The following is an 18,560-nucleotide window of genomic DNA, read 5'->3' as shown; positions in this document are numbered from 1 at the left end:
CCCCAGGGGCGCGGGGAACTGCGCGACAAGCCACATCGGACCCGCACTGACCCGACGCCCCCGACCCCTACGGCGCAGTCCTCCGAATCAGCGCCAAATACATCGCGTCGGTCCCATGCACATGCGGCCACAACTGCACATCAGGCCCCTCACCAAGATCCGCCACCCCAGGCAACAGAGGCCGCGCGTCGATCAACTCCGCGTCCGGCACCTGCTTGAGCACGTCCTGCACCACAGCCCGAGTCTCGGCAAGGTGAGGCGAACACGTGGCGTACCCGACGACACCCCCCACCCGCACGGAATCCAGAGCGGTCCGCAAGAGGCCGCGCTGCAACGGCCCGAACGCCTCCAGGTCCTCAGGCCGACGCCGCCACCGAGCCTCGGGCCGCCGCCGCAAGGCCCCCAACCCCGTGCAGGGCACATCCACCAGCACCCGGTCAAAACTCCCGGCTCGCCACGGCGGCTGCGTCCCGTCCGCGGCGATCACCTGATACGGCCCGGGATTCCCGGCCAGCGCCTTGGCGACGAGCCCCGCCCGATGTGGCTGCTTCTCGGAAGCGAGCAGCATGGCACCCCGCTCCGCGGCGAGCGCACCGAGCAGCGCGGCCTTCCCTCCCGGCCCCGCACACCCGTCGAGCCACTTCTCGTCGGGCCCGTCGAGCGGCGCGTTGGCAAGGGCCAGGGCGACCAGCTGGCTGCCCTCGTCCTGCACACCGGCCCGCCCTTCCCGTACGGCCTCGATGGCCCCGGGCTCACCGCCCTCGGTAAGCCGCACGGCGTACGGCGACCAGCGCCCGGCGACGGCGGCCTCCTCCCGCAGCAGCTCATCGACGCTCGCCCGCCCGGGCCGGGCGACCAGCGTCACCTCGGGCCGCTCGTTGTCGGCGGCGAGCAGCGCCTCGATCCCGGCTCGCCCGCCCCCGAGGGAGTCCCACAGCGCGGAGACGACCCACCGGGGATGCGAGTGCACCACGGCCAGGTGGTCCTCGGGATCGTCGTCGTAGGGCGGCGCGACCTTGGCGATCCACCCGTCCAGATCGTCCTGCGCGACCTTGCGCAGCACGGCGTTGACGAACTTGGCCCGCCCGTCGCCGAGCACGACCCGGGCCAGCTCGACGGACGCGGACACCGCGGCGTGCGTGGGAATCCGGGTCCCGAGCAGCTGATGCACCCCGAGGCTCAGCACGTCCAGCACCGGCGGGTCGACCTCGCGCAGCGGCCGGTCGACACACGCGGAGATGACGGCGTCGTACGTCCCCTGCCGCCGCAGCGTCCCGTACACGAGCTCGGTCGCGAGCGCGGCGTCACGCCCGTCGAAGTCGCCCTTCTCCCGCGCCTTGCGCAGCAGCGGCGGGAGAACGAGGTTGGCGTAGGCGTCCCGTTCGTCCACGGCCCGCAGGGCCTCGAAGGCGAGGAAGCGGACGGGGTCCTTCTTGGGCCGACGGTAGGGCTTGCCGGACGTGCCGGGCCGACGGGGCTGGTCGCTCACGAAAAAGGTGCTCCGGATGTCTTGAGGGATACGCACCAAGCCTACGTCCCCCTCGTCGGCGCACCCGGCCGACGGCCTCCCCCTCGTCGGCGGGCTGTCGGCCGACGACTCCTCCCCCGCCGGCGCGCTATCGGCCGACGACCTCTCCCTCACCGATGCGCACCCCGCGGGCCCAGTCGGGGGCCCGCATCGGCTTCTTGCCCTGGGCCTGCACCCACAGCAGCTCCACGGCGTGGGAGCCGGTGCCGACATGGACGCTGTTCTTGCCGACGGCCAGCTGCCCCGGCGCGAGGTCGGTCCGCTCGGGCGCGGGGGTGACCTGGATGAGCTTGAGCCGCTCGCCGCGGAAGACGGTCCAGGCGCCGGGAGCGGGGGTGCAGCCGCGCACGACCCGGTCGACGCGCAGCGCCGGGGTCGCCCAGTCCACCTGCGCGTCCTCGACGGTGATCTTCGGGGCGAGCGTGATGCCGTCGTTCGGCTGCGGTACGGCCTTCAGGGTGCCGTCCTCGATGCCGTCCATGGTCGCGGCGAGCAGCCCGGCGCCGGCGAAGGCGAGCCGGGTGAGCAGGTCGCCGCTGGTGTCGGTGGCGCGGACCTCCTCCGTCACGGTCCCGTACACCGGCCCCGAGTCGAGCCCCTCCTCGATGAGGAAGGTGGAGGCGCCGGTGATCTCGTCGCCCGCCATGACGGAGTGCTGCACGGGCGCGGCCCCCCGCCAGGCGGGCAGCAGCGAGAAGTGCAGGTTGACCCAGCCTTGGGCGGGGATGTCGAGGGCGACACGGGGCAGCAGGGCGCCGTAGGCGACGACGGGACAGCAGTCGGGGGCGATCTCCCGCAACCGCTCCAGGAACTCCGGGTCCCGCGGCTTGAGGGGCTTCAGCACCTCGATGCCCGCCTCTTCCGCCCGCTCCGCGACCGGGCTCGCGACCAGCCTGCGTCCACGCCCGGCCGGAGCGTCGGGCCGCGTGACGACAGCGGCCACCTCGTGCCGCCCGGAGGCGATGAGGGCGTCCAGTGCGGGAACGGCGACTTCGGGGGTACCGGCGAAGACGAGCTTCATGGGTGGGTGAGGGCCTCTCGGGCGGAATGGCTGATGTCTTGTGCGGCGGACGGTCGCCCAATTCTATGACCGGGAGCGGAAACCCGCCGAAGGCCGACGGCCGAGGCGCGAACCCGCCCCCCAGGGCGCACGCATATGCCACCACGCCCCCACTGCGTGACCAGCGGAGCGCAAACGCGTTGGTCAAGAAAGAGTTGACCACAACGGGCCGCAGTCGCGGCCCGATCCTTTTCAACGCCGGTTCGAGAGGCTTGTTCATGGCCGACCACGCAACCCACGACGCCCAGGCTCGGGCCAGCCTGCACTTGCTGGTGCGGGACATCGAGCGGGTCCGCCGGCAGGTGGACGCGTTGCGCACGCTCACCGCCCAGTTGGGCAATGTCTACCGCCCGCGCCGCTCCGGCCCCTCCACGGGCTTCGTCGTCTACGGACGCGCCCCCGCTCCGACCGTGCGGCTCGCGCAGGAGCTGCGGGACAGTGTCGAGACCCTGGTCACGGCCGCGGTCGACTTCGACCGCTCGCTGGGCTTCTCGTGGGACGCGGTGGGTTCCGCGCTCGGCGTCACCAAGCAGGCGGTGCACCGCCGTTACGGTGCGCGTCGCGCCGCGACCCAGGCGGCGGCCGACGCCGAGCGCACCACCGACGTGTCGGCCACCCGCACGGTCGGCGTCAACACCGGGATGCCCACGATGCCGACGGTCCCCGCGGCCCGCTCCATGCCGACCCAGCCGACGGCAGGCAGCGCCGCCCTGCGCGACGACGCAAGGCCCACTGCGTTCCCCGGCCCCCGCAACGGCTGACACTCCCCCACCCCACCCTTGCCCTCCCGGCCCACTCCGGGAGGGCATACGCATGTGGTCCGCCCCGCAAAAGCCCAGCTCCCCACAGCCGCAGCCGCAGCCGCAGCCGCCGACGATGCTCAGCCCCCACAAGGGCCACCCGCACCCGACAACGAATCCCGCACGGGCGGTGCGGCTGGGAACCGCAAACCCGGCCGAAGGCCGGATGCCCACACACCACCCGCACCCGAAACCCAACCATCACCCAATATCAGGCGGATCGATCCGCACCCGAATCACCGACTCCCCACCACCACTCCCACTGCCCCGAGCCATCCGAGCAGCCTGCGCAGCCTTCAACGCGCCGGCCAACGCCGCCCCCATCCCCCGCGGCACCCGGATCAACACCCGCTCCCACTGCTCCCCCACCGGCGGCGCCCCCACCCGCCGAGGCCCCCGCCCCCCGGTCACAGGCAACGGCACCGGCCCCAACACCTCCGCCTCCCCCGGCAGTTCCACGGCACCGAGGAACCCCGCGACCGCCTCCGCCGCCCCCGACACCGCCGCCATCCGAGACACCGGCGGAAACCCCAACTCGGCCCGCTCAGCCAGCTCCCGCACCGCATGCCCGACGGGATCCCACCGCACCAACGCCTGCACAGGCCGCAACGTAGGCTCCGCGACGACCACCACGGTCCCCCCAGCCCCCTGCGGCCGCACCAGCGCAGCCGCGGCGATCCACCTCCGCAACGCGTCCTCACCGGCCCGCAGATCAGGCCGCCCGAGCATCGCCCACCCGTCCAGCAGCAGGGCCGCCGCATACCCGCCCTCAGCCACCGGCTCGGCCCCCGGCGTACTCACCACCAGCGCCGGCGCCCCCGGCACCGTGTCCAGCACATGCTCCCGCCCGGACGTCCGCACCGGCACAGCGGGAAACGCCCGCCCCAGTTCCTCCGCGGTCCGCCGAGCCCCGACCACCTGGGCCCGCAGCCGAAAGCCGCCACACTCAGGACAGTGCCAGGCCCCTTCCTCCTGGCCACACCACCCGCACCGCAGGGCGTCCACGCCCTCCTGCGCCTCCAGCGGCCCCGAGCAGTGCCGACACCGCGCGGGCGCCCGGCAGTTGGCGCAGGCCATCCGCGGCACGTACCCCCGCCGCGGCACCTGCACCAGCACCGGCCCCTGCTTCAGCCCCTCCCGGACGGCCTGCCAGGCGAGGGTGGGCAGCCGAGCGGCCCGAGCGGCCTCGTCGCGGGCCAGATCCCCGTCCCCCACGGTCCGTACGAGCGGCGCGGCCCCCCGCACCTGCTCCCGCACGGCGACGAGCGGCCGAGCCCATCCGCTCTCGACCAGCTGCGCGGCCTCGACGGTGCAACTCCAACTCCCCAGCAGGAACCCGCACTTGTCCAGCGCGGCGCGCAGCAGCAACACCTCACGGGCATGAGGCTGCGGCGCGTGCGGTTCGCTGTGGCTGTCGTCCCCGTCGTCCCAGATGGCGACGAGTCCCAGATCCCGCACCGGCGCAAACATGGCGGCCCGGGTCCCCACAACGGCCCGCACGCTCCCGCGCCGCACCGCGAGCCACTCCCGATAACGCTTCTCGGGCCCGGCGTCGGCGGTGAGCACGGCATGCCGTCCCTCCCCCAGCAACGAGGTCAGCGCGGCATCAACCCGCGCGACGGCCCGCCCGTCCGGCACCACGACAAGCGCCCCGCGCCCGGAGGCCAGCGTGGCGGCGACGGCCCGAGCCACCTCCTCACTCCACTCGGGCCCCGGCAACGCATTCCACACCGCACGAGGCGCCCCACCCGAGGCGAGCGCCTCAAGAAACCCACTCCCCCGCTCGTACCGTCCCCAGGACCCCACCTCAGGCACCGCGGGCGGCGGAAGAGGCTCCGCAGAGGCCCGCTGCTCAGCCCGGGCATTCCGGGGCGGCACAGCCAGCTGCAGCACATCAGCGAGACTTCCCGCATACCGATCGGCGACGGCCCGAGCCAGCCCCAGCAACTCCGGCCCGAGCACCGGCTCAGGCGACACGACCTGCGCCAGCGCGGCCAACGGCCCCGAGTAGTCGGTCTCGGCGACCCGCTCGATGAGAAACCCGTCGATCAGCCCCCCACCCTCACGCCGCCCGTCCCGCACCCTGCCCCGTCCGGCCCCGAACCGCACCCGCACCCGCACCCCGGGCTGCGCGTCGGCGTCAAGCTCCTCGGGCACGGCGTAGTCGAAGTACCGATCGAGATGCAGCACCCCCTTGTCCACGAGCACCCGAGCAACAGGCAACTCCTTCGCGAGCGCGGCCCCCCGCCACGTCCGCGGCTTCGCCCGCGGCACCTCAGCCTTCCGCACACTCTCCCGAATCAACGCAAGCTGCTCAGGCGGCGCCCCCTCACCCCGCCCACCATCCCGCTCATCTCCGCTGCTCACGCAAGCATTCTTACCAAACCCGACTGACATCCGACGGCGCCCGGACATGCCGAGGCCCGGCACCCCTCAGGGATGCCGGGCCTCGAAAAACCCCGGAAAGCCGAGTCTTACAGCCCCGCAGCCTTCCGCAGCGCGTCCACGCGGTCCGTCTTCTCCCACGTGAAGTCGGGCAGCTCACGGCCGAAGTGGCCGTACGCCGCCGTCTGGGCGTAGATCGGGCGGAGCAGGTCCAGGTCGCGGATGATCGCGGCCGGGCGGAGGTCGAAGACCTCGTCGATGGCCTTCTCGATCTTCTCGGCCTCGATCTTGGCGGTGCCGAAGGTCTCGACGAACAGACCGACGGGCTCGGCCTTACCGATCGCGTACGCGACCTGCACCTCGCAGCGCGAGGCAAGGCCCGCGGCGACGACGTTCTTGGCGACCCAGCGCATCGCGTACGCGGCGGAGCGGTCGACCTTGGACGGGTCCTTGCCCGAGAAGGCGCCGCCGCCGTGGCGGGCCATGCCGCCGTAGGTGTCGATGATGATCTTGCGGCCGGTGAGGCCGGCGTCGCCCATCGGGCCGCCGATCTCGAAGCGACCGGTCGGGTTGACCAGCAGCCGGTAGCCCTCGGTGTCGAGCTTGATGCCCTCGTCGAGGAGCGCCTTCAGCTCCGGCTCCACCACGAACTCGCGGATGTCGGGGGCGAGGAGGGATTCCAGGTCGATGTCCGACGCGTGCTGCGAGGAGACCACGACGGTGTCGAGGCGGACGGCCTTGTCGCCGTCGTACTCGATGGTGACCTGCGTCTTGCCGTCGGGGCGCAGGTAGGGGATCGTGCCGTTCTTGCGGACCTCGGACAGACGGTTCGACAGGCGGTGCGCCAGGAAGATCGGCAGCGGCATCAGCGTCGGCGTCTCGTCGGTCGCGTAGCCGAACATCAGGCCCTGGTCGCCGGCGCCCTGCTTGTCGAGCTCGTCCTCGTCGCCCTCGACGCGGGACTCGTACGCCGTGTCCACGCCCTGTGCGATGTCCGGGGACTGCGAGCCGATCGACACGGACACGCCGCAGGAGGCGCCGTCGAAGCCCTTCTTCGAGGAGTCGTAGCCGATCGCGAGGATCTTGTCCCGCACCAGCTGCGGGATCGGGGCGTACGCCTTGGTGGTGACCTCACCGGCCACGTGCACCAGGCCGGTCGTGATCAGGGTCTCGACCGCGACCCGAGAGGTCGGGTCCTCGCGCAGGAGCGCGTCGAGAATGGTGTCGCTGATCTGGTCAGCGATCTTGTCGGGGTGACCCTCGGTCACGGACTCCGAGGTAAAGAGACGACGGGACACAACGCTCCCTGAGGTTGCAGCGGCTGCTGGCTGATCATGGGCGGACGGGCTCGGGGGCTGCGCCCGGCATCGTCCGAGAACAGTTTATCGGTCGCGGTCGGCCACGGGCTCACCCGTCTCGATTGTCGGGAGCGCTGTGACCTGCGGCACGGGCATTCTGCCCAATCCGGAGCGAGCTTGGCCAGGGCCGCCACGCCTCGAATAGTGAGGTTCGAGGGCTCTGTGAAGTGAATGAAACATTCAGCGCAGGCGCCCGGCCACCAGGTCCCACACGATTTCGGCCAGGGCCTCCTTGGGGCCGTGCGGCACCGGGGTCTCCGTGCCGTCGGCGCCGAGCACCACCGCCTCGTTCTCCTCCGCCCCGAAGGTCTTGCGCTCGCCCACCTCGTTGACGACGAGGAGATCGCACCCCTTACGGGTGAGCTTGGTCCGGCCGTTGGCGAGGACGTCGTCCGTCTCGGCGGCGAACCCGACGACCACCTGCCCGGGGCGGGCGCGGTCGGCCGAGATCTCGGCCAGGATGTCCGGATTCCGTACGAGCACGATGGGGTCCGGGTCCTGACCGGCCTTCTTCTTGATCTTGCCGGTCGCGTAGTTCTCGGGGCGGAAGTCCGCGACGGCCGCGGCCATCACGACCGCGTCGGCGTCCGCGGCCGCCTTGAGCACCGCCTCCCGCAGCTGCACGGCCGTGCCGACCGGGACGACGTCCACGCCAGCCGGGTCCGGCAGACCGGTGTTCGCGGCGACGAGGGTGACCCGGGCGCCGCGCGCGGCGGCGGTGCGGGCGAGGGCGTAACCCTGCTTGCCGGAGGAGCGGTTGCCGAGGAAGCGGACCGGGTCGAGGGGTTCGCGGGTGCCACCGGCGCTGACGACGACATGGCGGCCGGCCAGATCGGGCTCGCGCACGCCCCGGGCGAGGACCCGGCGGCACACCTCGAAGATCTCCGCCGGGTCGGGCAGCCGCCCCTTGCCGGTGTCGACGCCGGTGAGGCGCCCGACGGCGGGTTCGATGACGACCGCGCCGCGGCGGCGCAGCGTCGCCACGTTCTCCTGGGTGGCCGGGTGTTCCCACATCTCCGTGTGCATCGCGGGGGCGAAGACGACCGGACAGCGGGCGGTCAGGAGCGTGTTGGTGAGCAGGTCGTCCGCCAGACCGTGGGCCGCCTTGGCGAGCATGTCGGCGGTCGCCGGGGCCACGACGACCAGGTCGGCGTGCTGGCCGATGCGGACGTGCGGCACCTCGTGGACGTCGTCCCACACCTCGGTCGAGACGGGATGGCCGGACAGGGCGGACCAGGTGGCGGCGCCGACGAAGTGCAGCGCGGAGGCGGTGGGGACGACACGGACGTCATGCCCCGACTCCGTCAGTCTGCGCAGCAGCTCACAGGCCTTGTACGCGGCGATGCCACCGCTGACCCCCAGCACGACCCTCGGCTTGTCCACCAGGTCTCCCATCCCTCGAACCCCTCGAACCTACGACTCCCATGCTGCATCACAGCAGGGGACGACCCCCGCACCCCCGAGCAGACCACAGGCCCGACAGTCGCGCTGTCGGGCCTGTGGAAAAGTCAACCGCAATCTGAAAGTACTACTGCGCCGGGCCCTCGACGGCCTCGGACGTCAGCAGACCCGCGTTGATCTCGCGCAGCGCGATCGAGAGCGGCTTCTCGTGCACGTGGGTGTCGACGAGCGGACCGACGTACTCAAGGAGACCCTCGCCGAGCTGCGAGTAGTACGCGTTGATCTGACGGGCACGCTTGGCCGCGTAGATCACGAGGCTGTACTTCGAGTCGGTGGCCTCGAGGAGCTCGTCGATCGGAGGGTTGATGATGCCCTCGGGCGCGGTGATGGAAGAGGACACGCTCTGCCTTCCGAAAGTTGGGATGAGATCTAGAAAACGATCACACAACGTCCATCAAGGCTAGCAGCTCGCGCGCCACGTCCTCGACGGAGGTGTTGACCAGGGTCTCGTCGAACTCGGGCTCGGCCGCCAGTTCCACCTTCGCGGCGTCGAGCCGACGCTCGATGACCTCGGGCGACTCGGTGCCCCGGCCGGTGAGTCGGCGCACGAGCTCCTCCCAGGAGGGAGGAGCCAGGAACACCAGCTGGGCCTCCGGCATGGACTCCCGGACCTGCCGGGCGCCCTGGAGGTCGATCTCCAGCAGGACCCCCTCCCCCGCCTCCAGCCGTTCCAGGACGGCCTTGCGGGGGGTGCCGTAGCGGTTCCCGGCGAACTCGGCCCACTCCAGCAGCTCGCCGTTGGCGATCAGCTTGTCCATCTCCTCGTCGCTGACGAAGAAGTAGTGGACTCCGTGCTGCTCGCCGGGGCGGGGCCTGCGGGTCGTCGCCGACACCGAGAGCCAGACCTCGGGGTGTTCCTTGCGCATATGGGCGACGACCGTGCTCTTGCCGACCCCGGAGGGGCCGGAGAGCACGGTCAGCCGCGGACGTACGTCCGGGGGCTCGGGGGTCGTCCCCCGGAATGTTGCAGCCATGCAGCGATTATTCCAGCAATCCCGGGGTGCCCGGGACTCCCGGTCCAGACGGTGCCGGACTCAGGAACCGGTGCTGCCGAACTCACGCTCCAGGGAAGCGATCTGGTTCGAACCGAGACCACGCACGCGGCGGCTCTCGGAGATGCCCAGACGCTCCATGATCTGCTTGGCGCGGACCTTGCCCACGCCCGGCAGGGACTCGAGCAGCGCGGAGACCTTCATCTTGCCGATGACGTCGTTCTCCTGGCCCTGCTTGATGACCTCGTGAAGGGAGGCGCCGGAGTGCTTGAGTCGATTCTTGACCTCGGCCCGCTCCCGGCGAGCCGCGGCGGCCTTTTCGAGCGCGGCTGCGCGCTGTTCAGGGGTAAGGGGCGGAAGAGCCACGCCTACGTCACCTCGGATGTTGAACTGTCGGATACGGACCGGTGAGGAACCTAGTCGCCCCTCACCTGGTGAGCCACGAGCAACACGCTTGCCCACAGACTCTGCTCGGAGACTAGCGGCCAAGTCCGCCAGAGTCAGCGAGAACAGCGGAAAAGTCCTGGTCAGCCTCCGTCAGGCCGTACATTTCAGACAAACTGCCCCGGATTTGAGGATGTATTCAGACTCAAGTCGTCCCGGGAACACTCATCGGAGGACTCGCGAGAGCGTCTCGAACGCCCCGGACGACCGTCATACGAGCGCCACAGCCGCCTTGATCTCCGCCGCGAACCGTTCCGCGGACTCCCGCAGCGCGCCGACGTCGGGACCGTGCCGCAGCACGCCCCGGCTGACGTTGGGCAGGACGTTGCGCAGCACCTTGCCGAACACCGCCGGCAGATCGGCCGGAGTGGCCCCCTGGGCGCCGATGCCGGGCGCGAGGAGGGGACCGTTGATGTCCAGGTCGTAGGACGACAGATCGCCGAGCGTGGCGCCGACCACCGCCCCGAAGGAACCGAGGGGCTCCTCCCCGGTGTTCTCGGCCGCGAGGTGCGCGAGCATGGTGGCGCCGATGTTCCGGCCGTCCGCGCGGACGGCGTGCTGGACCTCGCCGCCCTCGGGGTTCGAGGTCAGCGCCAGCACGAACAGCCCTGCGCCGCTCTCCCTGGCCAGCGCGATCGCCGGCGACAGCGAGCCGTAGCCGAGGTACGGCGAGACGGTCAGCGCGTCGGAGAACAGCGGCGAGTCCTTGCGCAGGAAGGCCTCGGCGTACGCCGCCATGGTCGAGCCGATGTCGCCGCGCTTGGCGTCCATGACGACCAGCGCGCCGCCCGCCCGCGCCTCCTCGACCGTCTTCTCCAGTACGGCGACGCCGCGCGAGCCGAAGCGCTCGAAGAACGCGGCCTGCGGCTTGAAGACCGCCACCCGGTCGGCCAGCGCCTCGACCACCGTGCGGCTGAACCGCTCCAGGCCGGCCACGTCGTCGTTCAGCCCCCACTCGGTGAGCAGGGAGGCGTGCGGGTCGATACCGACGCACAGGGGGCCGCGCTCGTCCATGGCCCGGCGCAGGCGGGTGCCGAAGGCGTCAGTCATGCGGTCTCCCTCACATCGGCGCCGACCGCGTCGGCGAGTGTGGCGTACGGGCTGGTGCGCAGACGCGCGGCGAGCCCCTTGTGGATGGCCCGACCCCAGAAGGGGCCTTCGTAGATGAACGCGCTGTAGCCCTGTACGAGCGTGGCACCGGCGAGGATGCGCTGCCAGGCGTCCTCGGCGTTCTCGATGCCGCCGACGCCGACGAGCGTGACGCGGTCGCCCACGCGCGCGTAGAGGCGCCTGAGCACCTCCAGGGAGCGCGCCTTGAGCGGTGCTCCGGACAGGCCGCCGGTCTCCTTCACCAGCGAGGGTTCGGATTTCAGACCGAGCCCCTCGCGCGCGATGGTCGTGTTCGTGGCGATGATCCCGTCGAGGCCCAGCTCTACGGCCAGGTCGGCGACGGCGTCGATGTCCTCGTCGGCGAGGTCGGGCGCGATCTTCACCAGCAGCGGGACACGGCGACTCGTCACCGTGCGGTCGGCGGCCTCGCGTACGGCGCTCAGCAGCGGCCGCAGCGACTCCGTGGCCTGGAGGTTGCGCAGCCCGGGCGTGTTCGGCGACGACACGTTCACGACCAGGTAGTCGGCGTAGGGCGCGAGCCGCTCGGTGGACTTCACGTAGTCCGCGGCGGCCTCGGCCTCCGGTACGACCTTGGTCTTGCCGATGTTGACGCCCACGACGGTCCTGAAGACCTCCTCACGGGACGCCAGACGGGCCGCGACGGCCAGTGAGCCCTCGTTGTTGAAGCCCATGCGGTTGATGAGCGCACGGTCCTGCACGAGGCGGAACAGCCGCTTCTTGGGGTTGCCGGGCTGGGCCTCCCCCGTCACCGTGCCGATCTCGACGTGGTCGAAGCCGAGCATCGACATGCCGTCGATCGCGACCGCGTTCTTGTCGAAGCCGGCGGCGAGGCCGAAGGGGCCGTGCATCCGCAGACCGAAGGCCTCGGTGCGCAGTTCCTTGTGGCGGGGCGCGAGGGCGGCGGCGACGAAGGTGCGCAGCACGGGGATACGGACCGCGAGGCGGATCCACCGGAAGGCCAGGTAGTGCGCCTGCTCGGGGTCCATCCGCCGGAAGACGAGCTTGAAGAAGATCTTGTACATGGTGTCCTCACGAAGAGGGGGACACCGTTTCCGGTGTCCCCCTCAGGGCTGCTAGTCGCGGGCCGCGGTCAGGTGTTCCGCGTGTTCCTGGAGCGAACGGACGCCCACGTCGCCGTGGTTGAGGGCGTCGATGCCCTGGACGGCCGCGGCGAGCGCCTGGACCGTCGTCAGGCACGGCACCGACCGCGCCACGGCCGCCGTACGGATCTCGTAGCCGTCGAGGCGGCCACCGGTGCCGTACGGGGTGTTGACGATGAGGTCGACCTCGCCGTCGTGGATGAGCTGGACGATGGTCTTCTCGCCGCCCGGGCCGGTGCCCTCGGACTGCTTGCGCACGATGGTGGCGTTGATGCCGTTGCGCTTGAGGACCTCGGCGGTGCCGGAGGTGGCGAGCAGCTCGAAGCCGTGGGCGACGAGCTCACGGGCGGGGAAGATCATCGACCGCTTGTCGCGGTTGGCGACCGAGATGAACGCGCGGCCCTTGGTGGGCAGCGGGCCGTAGGCGCCGGCCTGCGACTTGGCGTACGCCGTGCCGAAGACCGAGTCGATGCCCATGACCTCGCCGGTGGAGCGCATCTCCGGTCCGAGGACGGTGTCGACGCCGCGGCCGTGGATGTCGCGGAAGCGCGACCACGGCATGACGGCCTCCTTGACGGAGATCGGCGCGTCGAAGGGCAGCTCGCCGCCGTCGCTGTTCGCCGGGAGCAGGCCCTCGGCACGCAGTTCGGCGATGGTCGCGCCGAGCGAGATGCGGGCGGCGGCCTTGGCCAGCGGTACCGCGGTCGCCTTCGAGGTGAAGGGGACCGTGCGGGACGCGCGCGGGTTGGCCTCCAGGACGTAGAGGATGTCGCCGGCCATCGCGAACTGGATGTTGATCAGGCCGCGGACACCGACACCGCGCGCGATGGCCTCGGTCGAGGCGCGCAGGCGCTTGATGTCGAAGCCGCCCAGTGTGATCGGGGGCAGGGCGCACGCCGAGTCGCCGGAGTGGATGCCGGCCTCCTCGATGTGCTCCATGACGCCGCCGAGGTAGAGCTCCTCGCCGTCGTAGAGCGCGTCGACGTCGATCTCGATGGCGTCGTCGAGGAAGCGGTCGACGAGGACCGGCCGGGAGGGGCTGATCTCGGTCGACTCGGCGATGTAGGAGGCGAGGCGGGTCTCGTCGTAGACGATCTCCATGCCGCGTCCGCCGAGGACGTACGACGGCCGCACCAGGACCGGGTAGCCGATCTCGTCGGCGATGGCCTTGGCCTCGGCGAAGGTGGTCGCGGTGCCGTGCTTGGGGGCCGGGAGGCCCGCCTCGGCGAGCACGCGCCCGAAGGCGCCCCGGTCCTCGGCCGCGTGGATGGCCTCCGGCGAGGTGCCCACGATCGGCACGCCGTTGTCCTTGAGCGCCTGCGCCAGGCCCAGCGGGGTCTGGCCGCCCAGCTGGACGACGACACCGGCGATCGGGCCCGCGAGGGACTCCGCGTGGACGATCTCCAGCACGTCTTCCAGCGTCAGCGGCTCGAAGTACAGGCGGTCGGAGGTGTCGTAGTCCGTGGAGACGGTCTCCGGGTTGCAGTTGACCATCACGGTCTCGTACCCGGCGTCGCTCAGCGCGAAGGAGGCGTGGACGCAGGAGTAGTCGAACTCGATGCCCTGACCGATGCGGTTGGGGCCGGAGCCGAGGATGATGACGGCCGGCTTCTCGCGCTGCGCGACCTCGGTCTCTTCGTCGTAGGAGGAGTAGAAGTACGGCGTCTTCGCGGCGAACTCGGCGGCGCAGGTGTCGACCGTCTTGTAGACCGGGCGGATGCCGAGCGCGTGCCGGACCTCGCGGACCACGTCCTCGCGCAAGCCGCGGATCTCGGCGATCTGCTGGTCGGAGAAGCCGTGCCGCTTGGCCTCGGCGAGGAGTTCGGAAGTGAGCTCCGGGGCCTCGGCGAGCTCGTCGGCGATCTCCTTGATGAGGAAGAGCTGGTCGACGAACCAGGGGTCGATCTTCGTGTACTCGAAGATCTCCTCCGGCGTGGCACCCGCGCGGATGGCCTGCATGACGGTGTTGATCCGGCCGTCGGTGGGCCGGACGGACTCCGCGAGCAGCGCCTCCTTGTCGCCGGGCTCGCCGACGAAGGTGAACTGGCTGCCCTTCTTCTCCAGCGAGCGCAGCGCCTTCTGGAAGGCCTCGGTGAAGTTCCGGCCGATGGCCATGGCCTCGCCGACCGACTTCATGGTCGTGGTCAGCGTGGAGTCGGCCTGCGGGAACTTCTCGAAGGCGAAGCGCGGAGCCTTGACGACCACGTAGTCGAGCGTGGGCTCGAAGGAGGCCGGGGTCTCCTGCGTGATGTCGTTCGGGATCTCGTCCAGCGTGTAGCCGACGGCGAGCTTGGCGGCGATCTTAGCGATCGGGAAGCCGGTCGCCTTGGAGGCGAGCGCCGAGGACCGGGACACGCGCGGGTTCATCTCGATGACGATCACGCGACCGTCCTCGGGGTTGATCGCGAACTGGATGTTGCAGCCGCCGGTGTCGACGCCGACCTCGCGGATGATCGCGATACCGATGTCGCGAAGGCGCTGGTACTCGCGGTCGGTCAGCGTCATCGCGGGCGCGACGGTGATCGAGTCGCCGGTGTGGACGCCCATCGGGTCGAAGTTCTCGATGGAGCAGACGACCACGACGTTGTCGTTCGTGTCGCGCATCAGCTCCAGCTCGTACTCCTTCCAGCCGAGGATGGACTCCTCCAGGAGCACCTCGGTGGTCGGGGAGAGCGTGAGTCCCTGACCGGCGATGCGGCGCAGCTCCTCCTCGTCGTGCGCGAAGCCGGAGCCGGCGCCGCCCATGGTGAAGGACGGGCGGACGACGACCGGGTAGCCACCGAGGGTGTCGACGCCCTTGAGGACGTCGTCCATGGAGTGGCAGATGACCGAGCGGGCGGACTCACCGTGCCCGATCTTCTTGCGCACCTCCTCGACGACGCCCTTGAACAGGTCGCGGTCCTCGCCCTTGTTGATGGCCTCGACGTTGGCGCCGATCAGCTCGACGCCGTACTTCTCCAGCGTGCCCGCCTCGTGCAGCGAGATGGCCGTGTTGAGGGCCGTCTGGCCGCCCAGGGTGGGCAGCAGGGCGTCGGGGCGCTCCTTGGCGATGATCTTCTCGACGAACTCGGGGGTGATCGGCTCGACGTACGTGGCGTCGGCGATCTCCGGGTCGGTCATGATCGTCGCCGGGTTGGAGTTGACCAGGATGACCCTCAGGCCCTCGGCGCGCAGGATGCGGCAGGCCTGGGTGCCGGAGTAGTCGAACTCGGCGGCCTGGCCGATGACGATCGGGCCGGAGCCGATGACCAGGACGGACTGGATATCGGTGCGCTTAGGCACGCTGGCCCTCCATCGAAGCGGTGCTCATCAAAGACGTGAAGCGGTCGAACAGGTAGGCGGCGTCGTGCGGGCCCGCTGCCGCTTCGGGGTGGTACTGGACGCTGAAGGCCGGCTGGTCGAGCAGCTGGAGGCCCTCCACCACGTTGTCGTTGAGGCAGACGTGGGAGACCTCGGCGCGGCCGTAGGGCGTGTCGGAGACCTTGTCGAGCGGGGCGTCGACGGCGAAGCCGTGGTTGTGCGCGGTGACCTCGACCTTGCCGGTCGTACGGTCCTGCACCGGCTGGTTGATGCCGCGGTGGCCGTACTTCAGCTTGTAGGTGCCGAAGCCGAGGGCGCGTCCCAGGATCTGGTTGCCGAAGCAGATGCCGAAGAGCGGCGTCCTGCGCTCCAGGACGGCCTGCATGACGGAGACCGGGTGGTCGGCGGTGGCCGGGTCGCCGGGACCGTTGGAGAAGAACACACCGTCGGGGTTGACGGCGTAGATGTCCTCGACGGTGGCCGTCGCGGGCAGCACGTGCACCTCGATGCCGCGCTCGGCCATCCGGTGCGGGGTCATGCCCTTGATGCCGAGGTCGACGGCGGCGACGGTGAACTTCTTCTCACCGACCGCGGGGACGACGTACGCCTCCTTGGTGGCGACCTCCGCGGAGAGGTCGGCGCCCTTCATCTCGGGGGCCTGGCGCACCTCGGTGAGCATGGTGCCCTCGTCGGGCAGCGCGCTGCCGGAGAAGATGCCGACGCGCATGGCGCCGCGCTCACGCAGATGGCGCGTCAACGCGCGCGTGTCGATGCCGGAGATGCCGACGACACCCTGCTGGGCGAGCTCCTCGTCGAGGGAGCGGCGCGAGCGCCAGTTGGACGGCACGCGCGCGGGGTCGCGCACGACGTATCCGGCGACCCAGATCCGCTTGCTCTCGGGGTCCTCGTCGTTGACGCCGGTGTTGCCGACGTGCGGGGCGGTCATCACGACGACCTGGCGGTGGTACGACGGGTCGGTGAGGGTCTCCTGGTAGCCGGTCATGCCGGTGGAGAACACCGCCTCGCCGAAGGTCACCCCCACGGCCCCGTAGGCGCGGCCGCGGAAGATCCGGCCGTCCTCCAGGACGAGTACCGCGGGAACCTTCGAGGCTCCCCTTGTGGAGGTCGTCATCGTGCGCCTTCCGTTTCCGTCTTGTCCGTCTTGTTGATCATGGCGTTAATGGCGTCGACCCACTCGTTGTGCTCGGCCGCGTGGTCGGAGCGGAAGCCGGAGTCGATCAGCTTGTCCCCGTGCTCCCAGGTCACGATCAGCAGGCCGCCCTCGGTGAGGACCTTGCCGGCGATGCCCTTGCCGAGCACGGCCTCCCGCAGCGCGGAGACCGGGACGAAGAAGTCGGTCGCACCGGGGCGTACGACGTCCAGTCCCGCGTCCGTCAGCGTGAGCTCGACCCGGCTGCGGGTGCCCAGGCCGTGCGCCACGATGCGGTCGAGCCACTGCCCGGCGGTGGTGGAGCCGTGGTAGCGGCCGCTCATCGTCAGTCTCGCCGCACCGAGGTCGTCCGGCGCGTCGGGCAGCTCGGGCAGGTCGCTCTGGAGCGTGCCGCGCCACTTCCAGCCCTCGCGCATCAGCCAGTAGATGAGCGCGACGAACAGCGCCAGCCCCACGAGCCAGCCGATGCGCGCGGCCCAGTCGGTGACCTCGGCCGATTCCTTCTCGGCGGCGAGACCGTTGGCGAGCAGGATTACAGGTGTCACGTGAGCTTCCCGTCGACGAGCGTGGCCTTGCCCCGGAGCCACGTGTGCGTCACACGGCCCGGCAGCTCACGCCCCTCGTACGGGGTGTTCCGGCTGCGCGAGGCGAAGCCCGCGGGGTCCACGGACCCACGGTATGCCGTGTCGACGAGCGTGAGGTTGGCGGGCTCACCAGCCGAGACGGGTCGCCCGTGGCCCTTCGCCTGCCCGATCTCGGCGGGCTTGACGGACATGCGCTCGGCGACCCCGGCCCAGGTGAGGAGCCCGGTGTCCACCATGGTCTCCTGCACCACTGACAACGCGGTCTCCAGGCCCACCATCCCCATGGCGGCCGCGGCCCACTCGCAGTCCTTGTCCTCGTGCGGGTGCGGGGCGTGGTCGGTGGCGACGATGTCGATCGTGCCGTCGGCGAGCGCCTCGCGCAGGGCGAAGACGTCGCGCTCGGTGCGCAGCGGCGGGTTGACCTTGTAGACCGGGTTGTAGGTCCGGACGAGCTCGTCCGTCAGCAGCAGGTGGTGCGGGGTGACCTCGGCGGTGACGTCGATGCCGCGGGACTTGGCCCAGCGGACGATCTCGACGGAGCCGGCGGTCGACAGATGGCAGATGTGGACGCGGGAGCCGACGTGCTCGGCGAGCAGGACGTCCCGGGCGATGATCGATTCCTCGGCCACCGCGGGCCAGCCCCCGAGCCCCAGCTCGGCGGAGACGATGCCCTCGTTCATCTGGGCGCCCTCGGTCAGCCGCGGCTCCTGCGCGTGCTGGGCGACGACCCCGCCGAAGGCCTTCACGTACTCCAGGGCGCGCCGCATGATCACCGCGTCGTCGACGCACTTGCCGTCGTCGGAGAAGACGGTGACACCGGCGGCCGACTCGTGCATGGCACCGAGCTCGGCGAGCTTCTTGCCCTCCAGGCCGACCGTGACGGCGCCGATGGGCTGCACGTCGCAGTACCCGTGCTCCCGGCCCAGTCGCCAGACCTGCTCGACCACACCGGCGGTGTCGGCGACCGGGAAGGTGTTGGCCATGGCGAACACGGCGGTGTAGCCGCCGGAGGCCGCCGCGCGCGTGCCGGTGAGCACGGTCTCGGAGTCCTCACGGCCGGGCTCGCGCAGATGGGTGTGCAGGTCGACGAGGCCCGGCAGGAGGACCTTGCCGCCGGCCTCGATGACCTCGGCGCCCTCGTCCGAGAGCCCCTGGCCGACCGCCTCGATCAGATCACCGTTGATCAGGACGTCCTGCGGCTCGCCGCCGAGCACCTTCGCACCACGGATCAGGATCTTGCTCATGT

At 70.9% G+C, this 18,560-nt stretch carries 15 protein-coding genes; 1 reads left to right on the top strand and 14 read right to left on the bottom strand.

Annotation, left to right across the window (positions count from 1 at the left end; genetic code table 11):
• Window positions 1-67: 67 nt before the first annotated feature.
• Both OG885_RS36945 and fmt read right to left on the bottom strand, forming a co-directional pair.
• On the bottom strand, window positions 68-1,489 hold the full coding sequence (locus tag OG885_RS36945) for an RsmB/NOP family class I SAM-dependent RNA methyltransferase (protein WP_405739279.1): 1,422 nt from the start codon (window positions 1,487-1,489) through the stop codon (window positions 68-70).
• A 127-nt stretch (window positions 1,490-1,616) separates the two neighbouring features.
• The gene (gene fmt / locus OG885_RS36940) at window positions 1,617-2,549 is read right to left on the bottom strand and encodes a methionyl-tRNA formyltransferase (protein WP_405739276.1); all 933 of its coding nucleotides are present in this window, start codon (window positions 2,547-2,549) and stop codon (window positions 1,617-1,619) included.
• A 257-nt stretch (window positions 2,550-2,806) separates the two neighbouring features.
• Here fmt and OG885_RS36935 point away from each other — a divergent pair, with 257 nt between their 5' ends.
• Window positions 2,807-3,349, top strand: coding sequence for a hypothetical protein (locus tag OG885_RS36935; protein ID WP_405739273.1), 543 nt, complete (start codon window positions 2,807-2,809; stop codon window positions 3,347-3,349).
• Between the two features lie 240 nt (window positions 3,350-3,589).
• On the opposite strand, the gene OG885_RS36930 is transcribed toward OG885_RS36935, so the two are convergent.
• From OG885_RS36930 to OG885_RS36875, 12 genes are all read right to left on the bottom strand, one after another.
• Window positions 3,590-5,785, bottom strand: a complete 2,196-nt coding sequence (locus OG885_RS36930; protein ID WP_405739270.1) for a primosomal protein N' — start codon at window positions 5,783-5,785, stop codon at window positions 3,590-3,592.
• Between the two features lie 77 nt (window positions 5,786-5,862).
• Complete coding sequence (gene metK / locus OG885_RS36925; protein WP_405739268.1) at window positions 5,863-7,071, bottom strand: methionine adenosyltransferase; 1,209 nt, start codon at window positions 7,069-7,071, stop codon at window positions 5,863-5,865.
• Between the two features lie 240 nt (window positions 7,072-7,311).
• Window positions 7,312-8,514: a bifunctional phosphopantothenoylcysteine decarboxylase/phosphopantothenate--cysteine ligase CoaBC gene (coaBC, locus tag OG885_RS36920; protein WP_405743046.1), complete on the bottom strand. Its 1,203-nt coding sequence runs from the start codon at window positions 8,512-8,514 to the stop codon at window positions 7,312-7,314.
• Between the two features lie 145 nt (window positions 8,515-8,659).
• Window positions 8,660-8,932, bottom strand: a complete 273-nt coding sequence (gene rpoZ, locus OG885_RS36915) for a DNA-directed RNA polymerase subunit omega (protein WP_003982715.1) — start codon at window positions 8,930-8,932, stop codon at window positions 8,660-8,662.
• Window positions 8,933-8,972: 40 nt separating this feature from the next.
• Entirely contained in the window at window positions 8,973-9,566 is a 594-nt protein-coding gene (gene gmk, locus OG885_RS36910) for a guanylate kinase (protein ID WP_399958327.1), read from the bottom strand.
• Between the two features lie 60 nt (window positions 9,567-9,626).
• Window positions 9,627-9,950, bottom strand: coding sequence for an integration host factor (locus tag OG885_RS36905; RefSeq protein WP_003977346.1), 324 nt, complete (start codon window positions 9,948-9,950; stop codon window positions 9,627-9,629).
• A gap of 288 nt (window positions 9,951-10,238) precedes the next feature.
• Window positions 10,239-11,078 (bottom strand): orotidine-5'-phosphate decarboxylase, encoded by an 840-nt coding sequence (pyrF, locus tag OG885_RS36900; RefSeq protein ID WP_399958324.1) that lies wholly within the window; start codon window positions 11,076-11,078, stop codon window positions 10,239-10,241.
• Window positions 11,075-12,181, bottom strand: coding sequence for a quinone-dependent dihydroorotate dehydrogenase (locus OG885_RS36895; RefSeq protein ID WP_405739263.1), 1,107 nt, complete (start codon window positions 12,179-12,181; stop codon window positions 11,075-11,077). The genes pyrF and OG885_RS36895 overlap by 4 nt, the downstream gene beginning before the upstream one ends.
• Window positions 12,182-12,232: 51 nt before the next feature.
• On the bottom strand, window positions 12,233-15,541 hold the full coding sequence (carB, locus tag OG885_RS36890) for a carbamoyl-phosphate synthase large subunit (protein WP_405739260.1): 3,309 nt from the start codon (window positions 15,539-15,541) through the stop codon (window positions 12,233-12,235).
• Window positions 15,534-16,691, bottom strand: coding sequence for a glutamine-hydrolyzing carbamoyl-phosphate synthase small subunit (gene carA / locus OG885_RS36885; protein WP_405739257.1), 1,158 nt, complete (start codon window positions 16,689-16,691; stop codon window positions 15,534-15,536). The genes carB and carA overlap by 8 nt, the downstream gene beginning before the upstream one ends.
• Complete coding sequence (locus OG885_RS36880) at window positions 16,688-17,275, bottom strand: hypothetical protein (protein WP_405739254.1); 588 nt, start codon at window positions 17,273-17,275, stop codon at window positions 16,688-16,690. Before OG885_RS36880 ends, carA begins: the two co-directional genes overlap by 4 nt.
• Window positions 17,272-18,558 (bottom strand): dihydroorotase, encoded by a 1,287-nt coding sequence (locus OG885_RS36875; RefSeq protein ID WP_405739251.1) that lies wholly within the window; start codon window positions 18,556-18,558, stop codon window positions 17,272-17,274. Before OG885_RS36875 ends, OG885_RS36880 begins: the two co-directional genes overlap by 4 nt.
• Window positions 18,559-18,560: the final 2 nt, after the last annotated feature.

Source organism: Streptomyces sp. NBC_00028 (genome assembly GCF_045041065.1).
Taxonomy (GTDB): Bacteria; Actinomycetota; Actinomycetes; order Streptomycetales; family Streptomycetaceae; genus Streptomyces.
The sequence above is the reverse complement of the archived record's forward strand: the minus strand, read 5'-3'. Positions and strand labels throughout refer to the sequence as shown.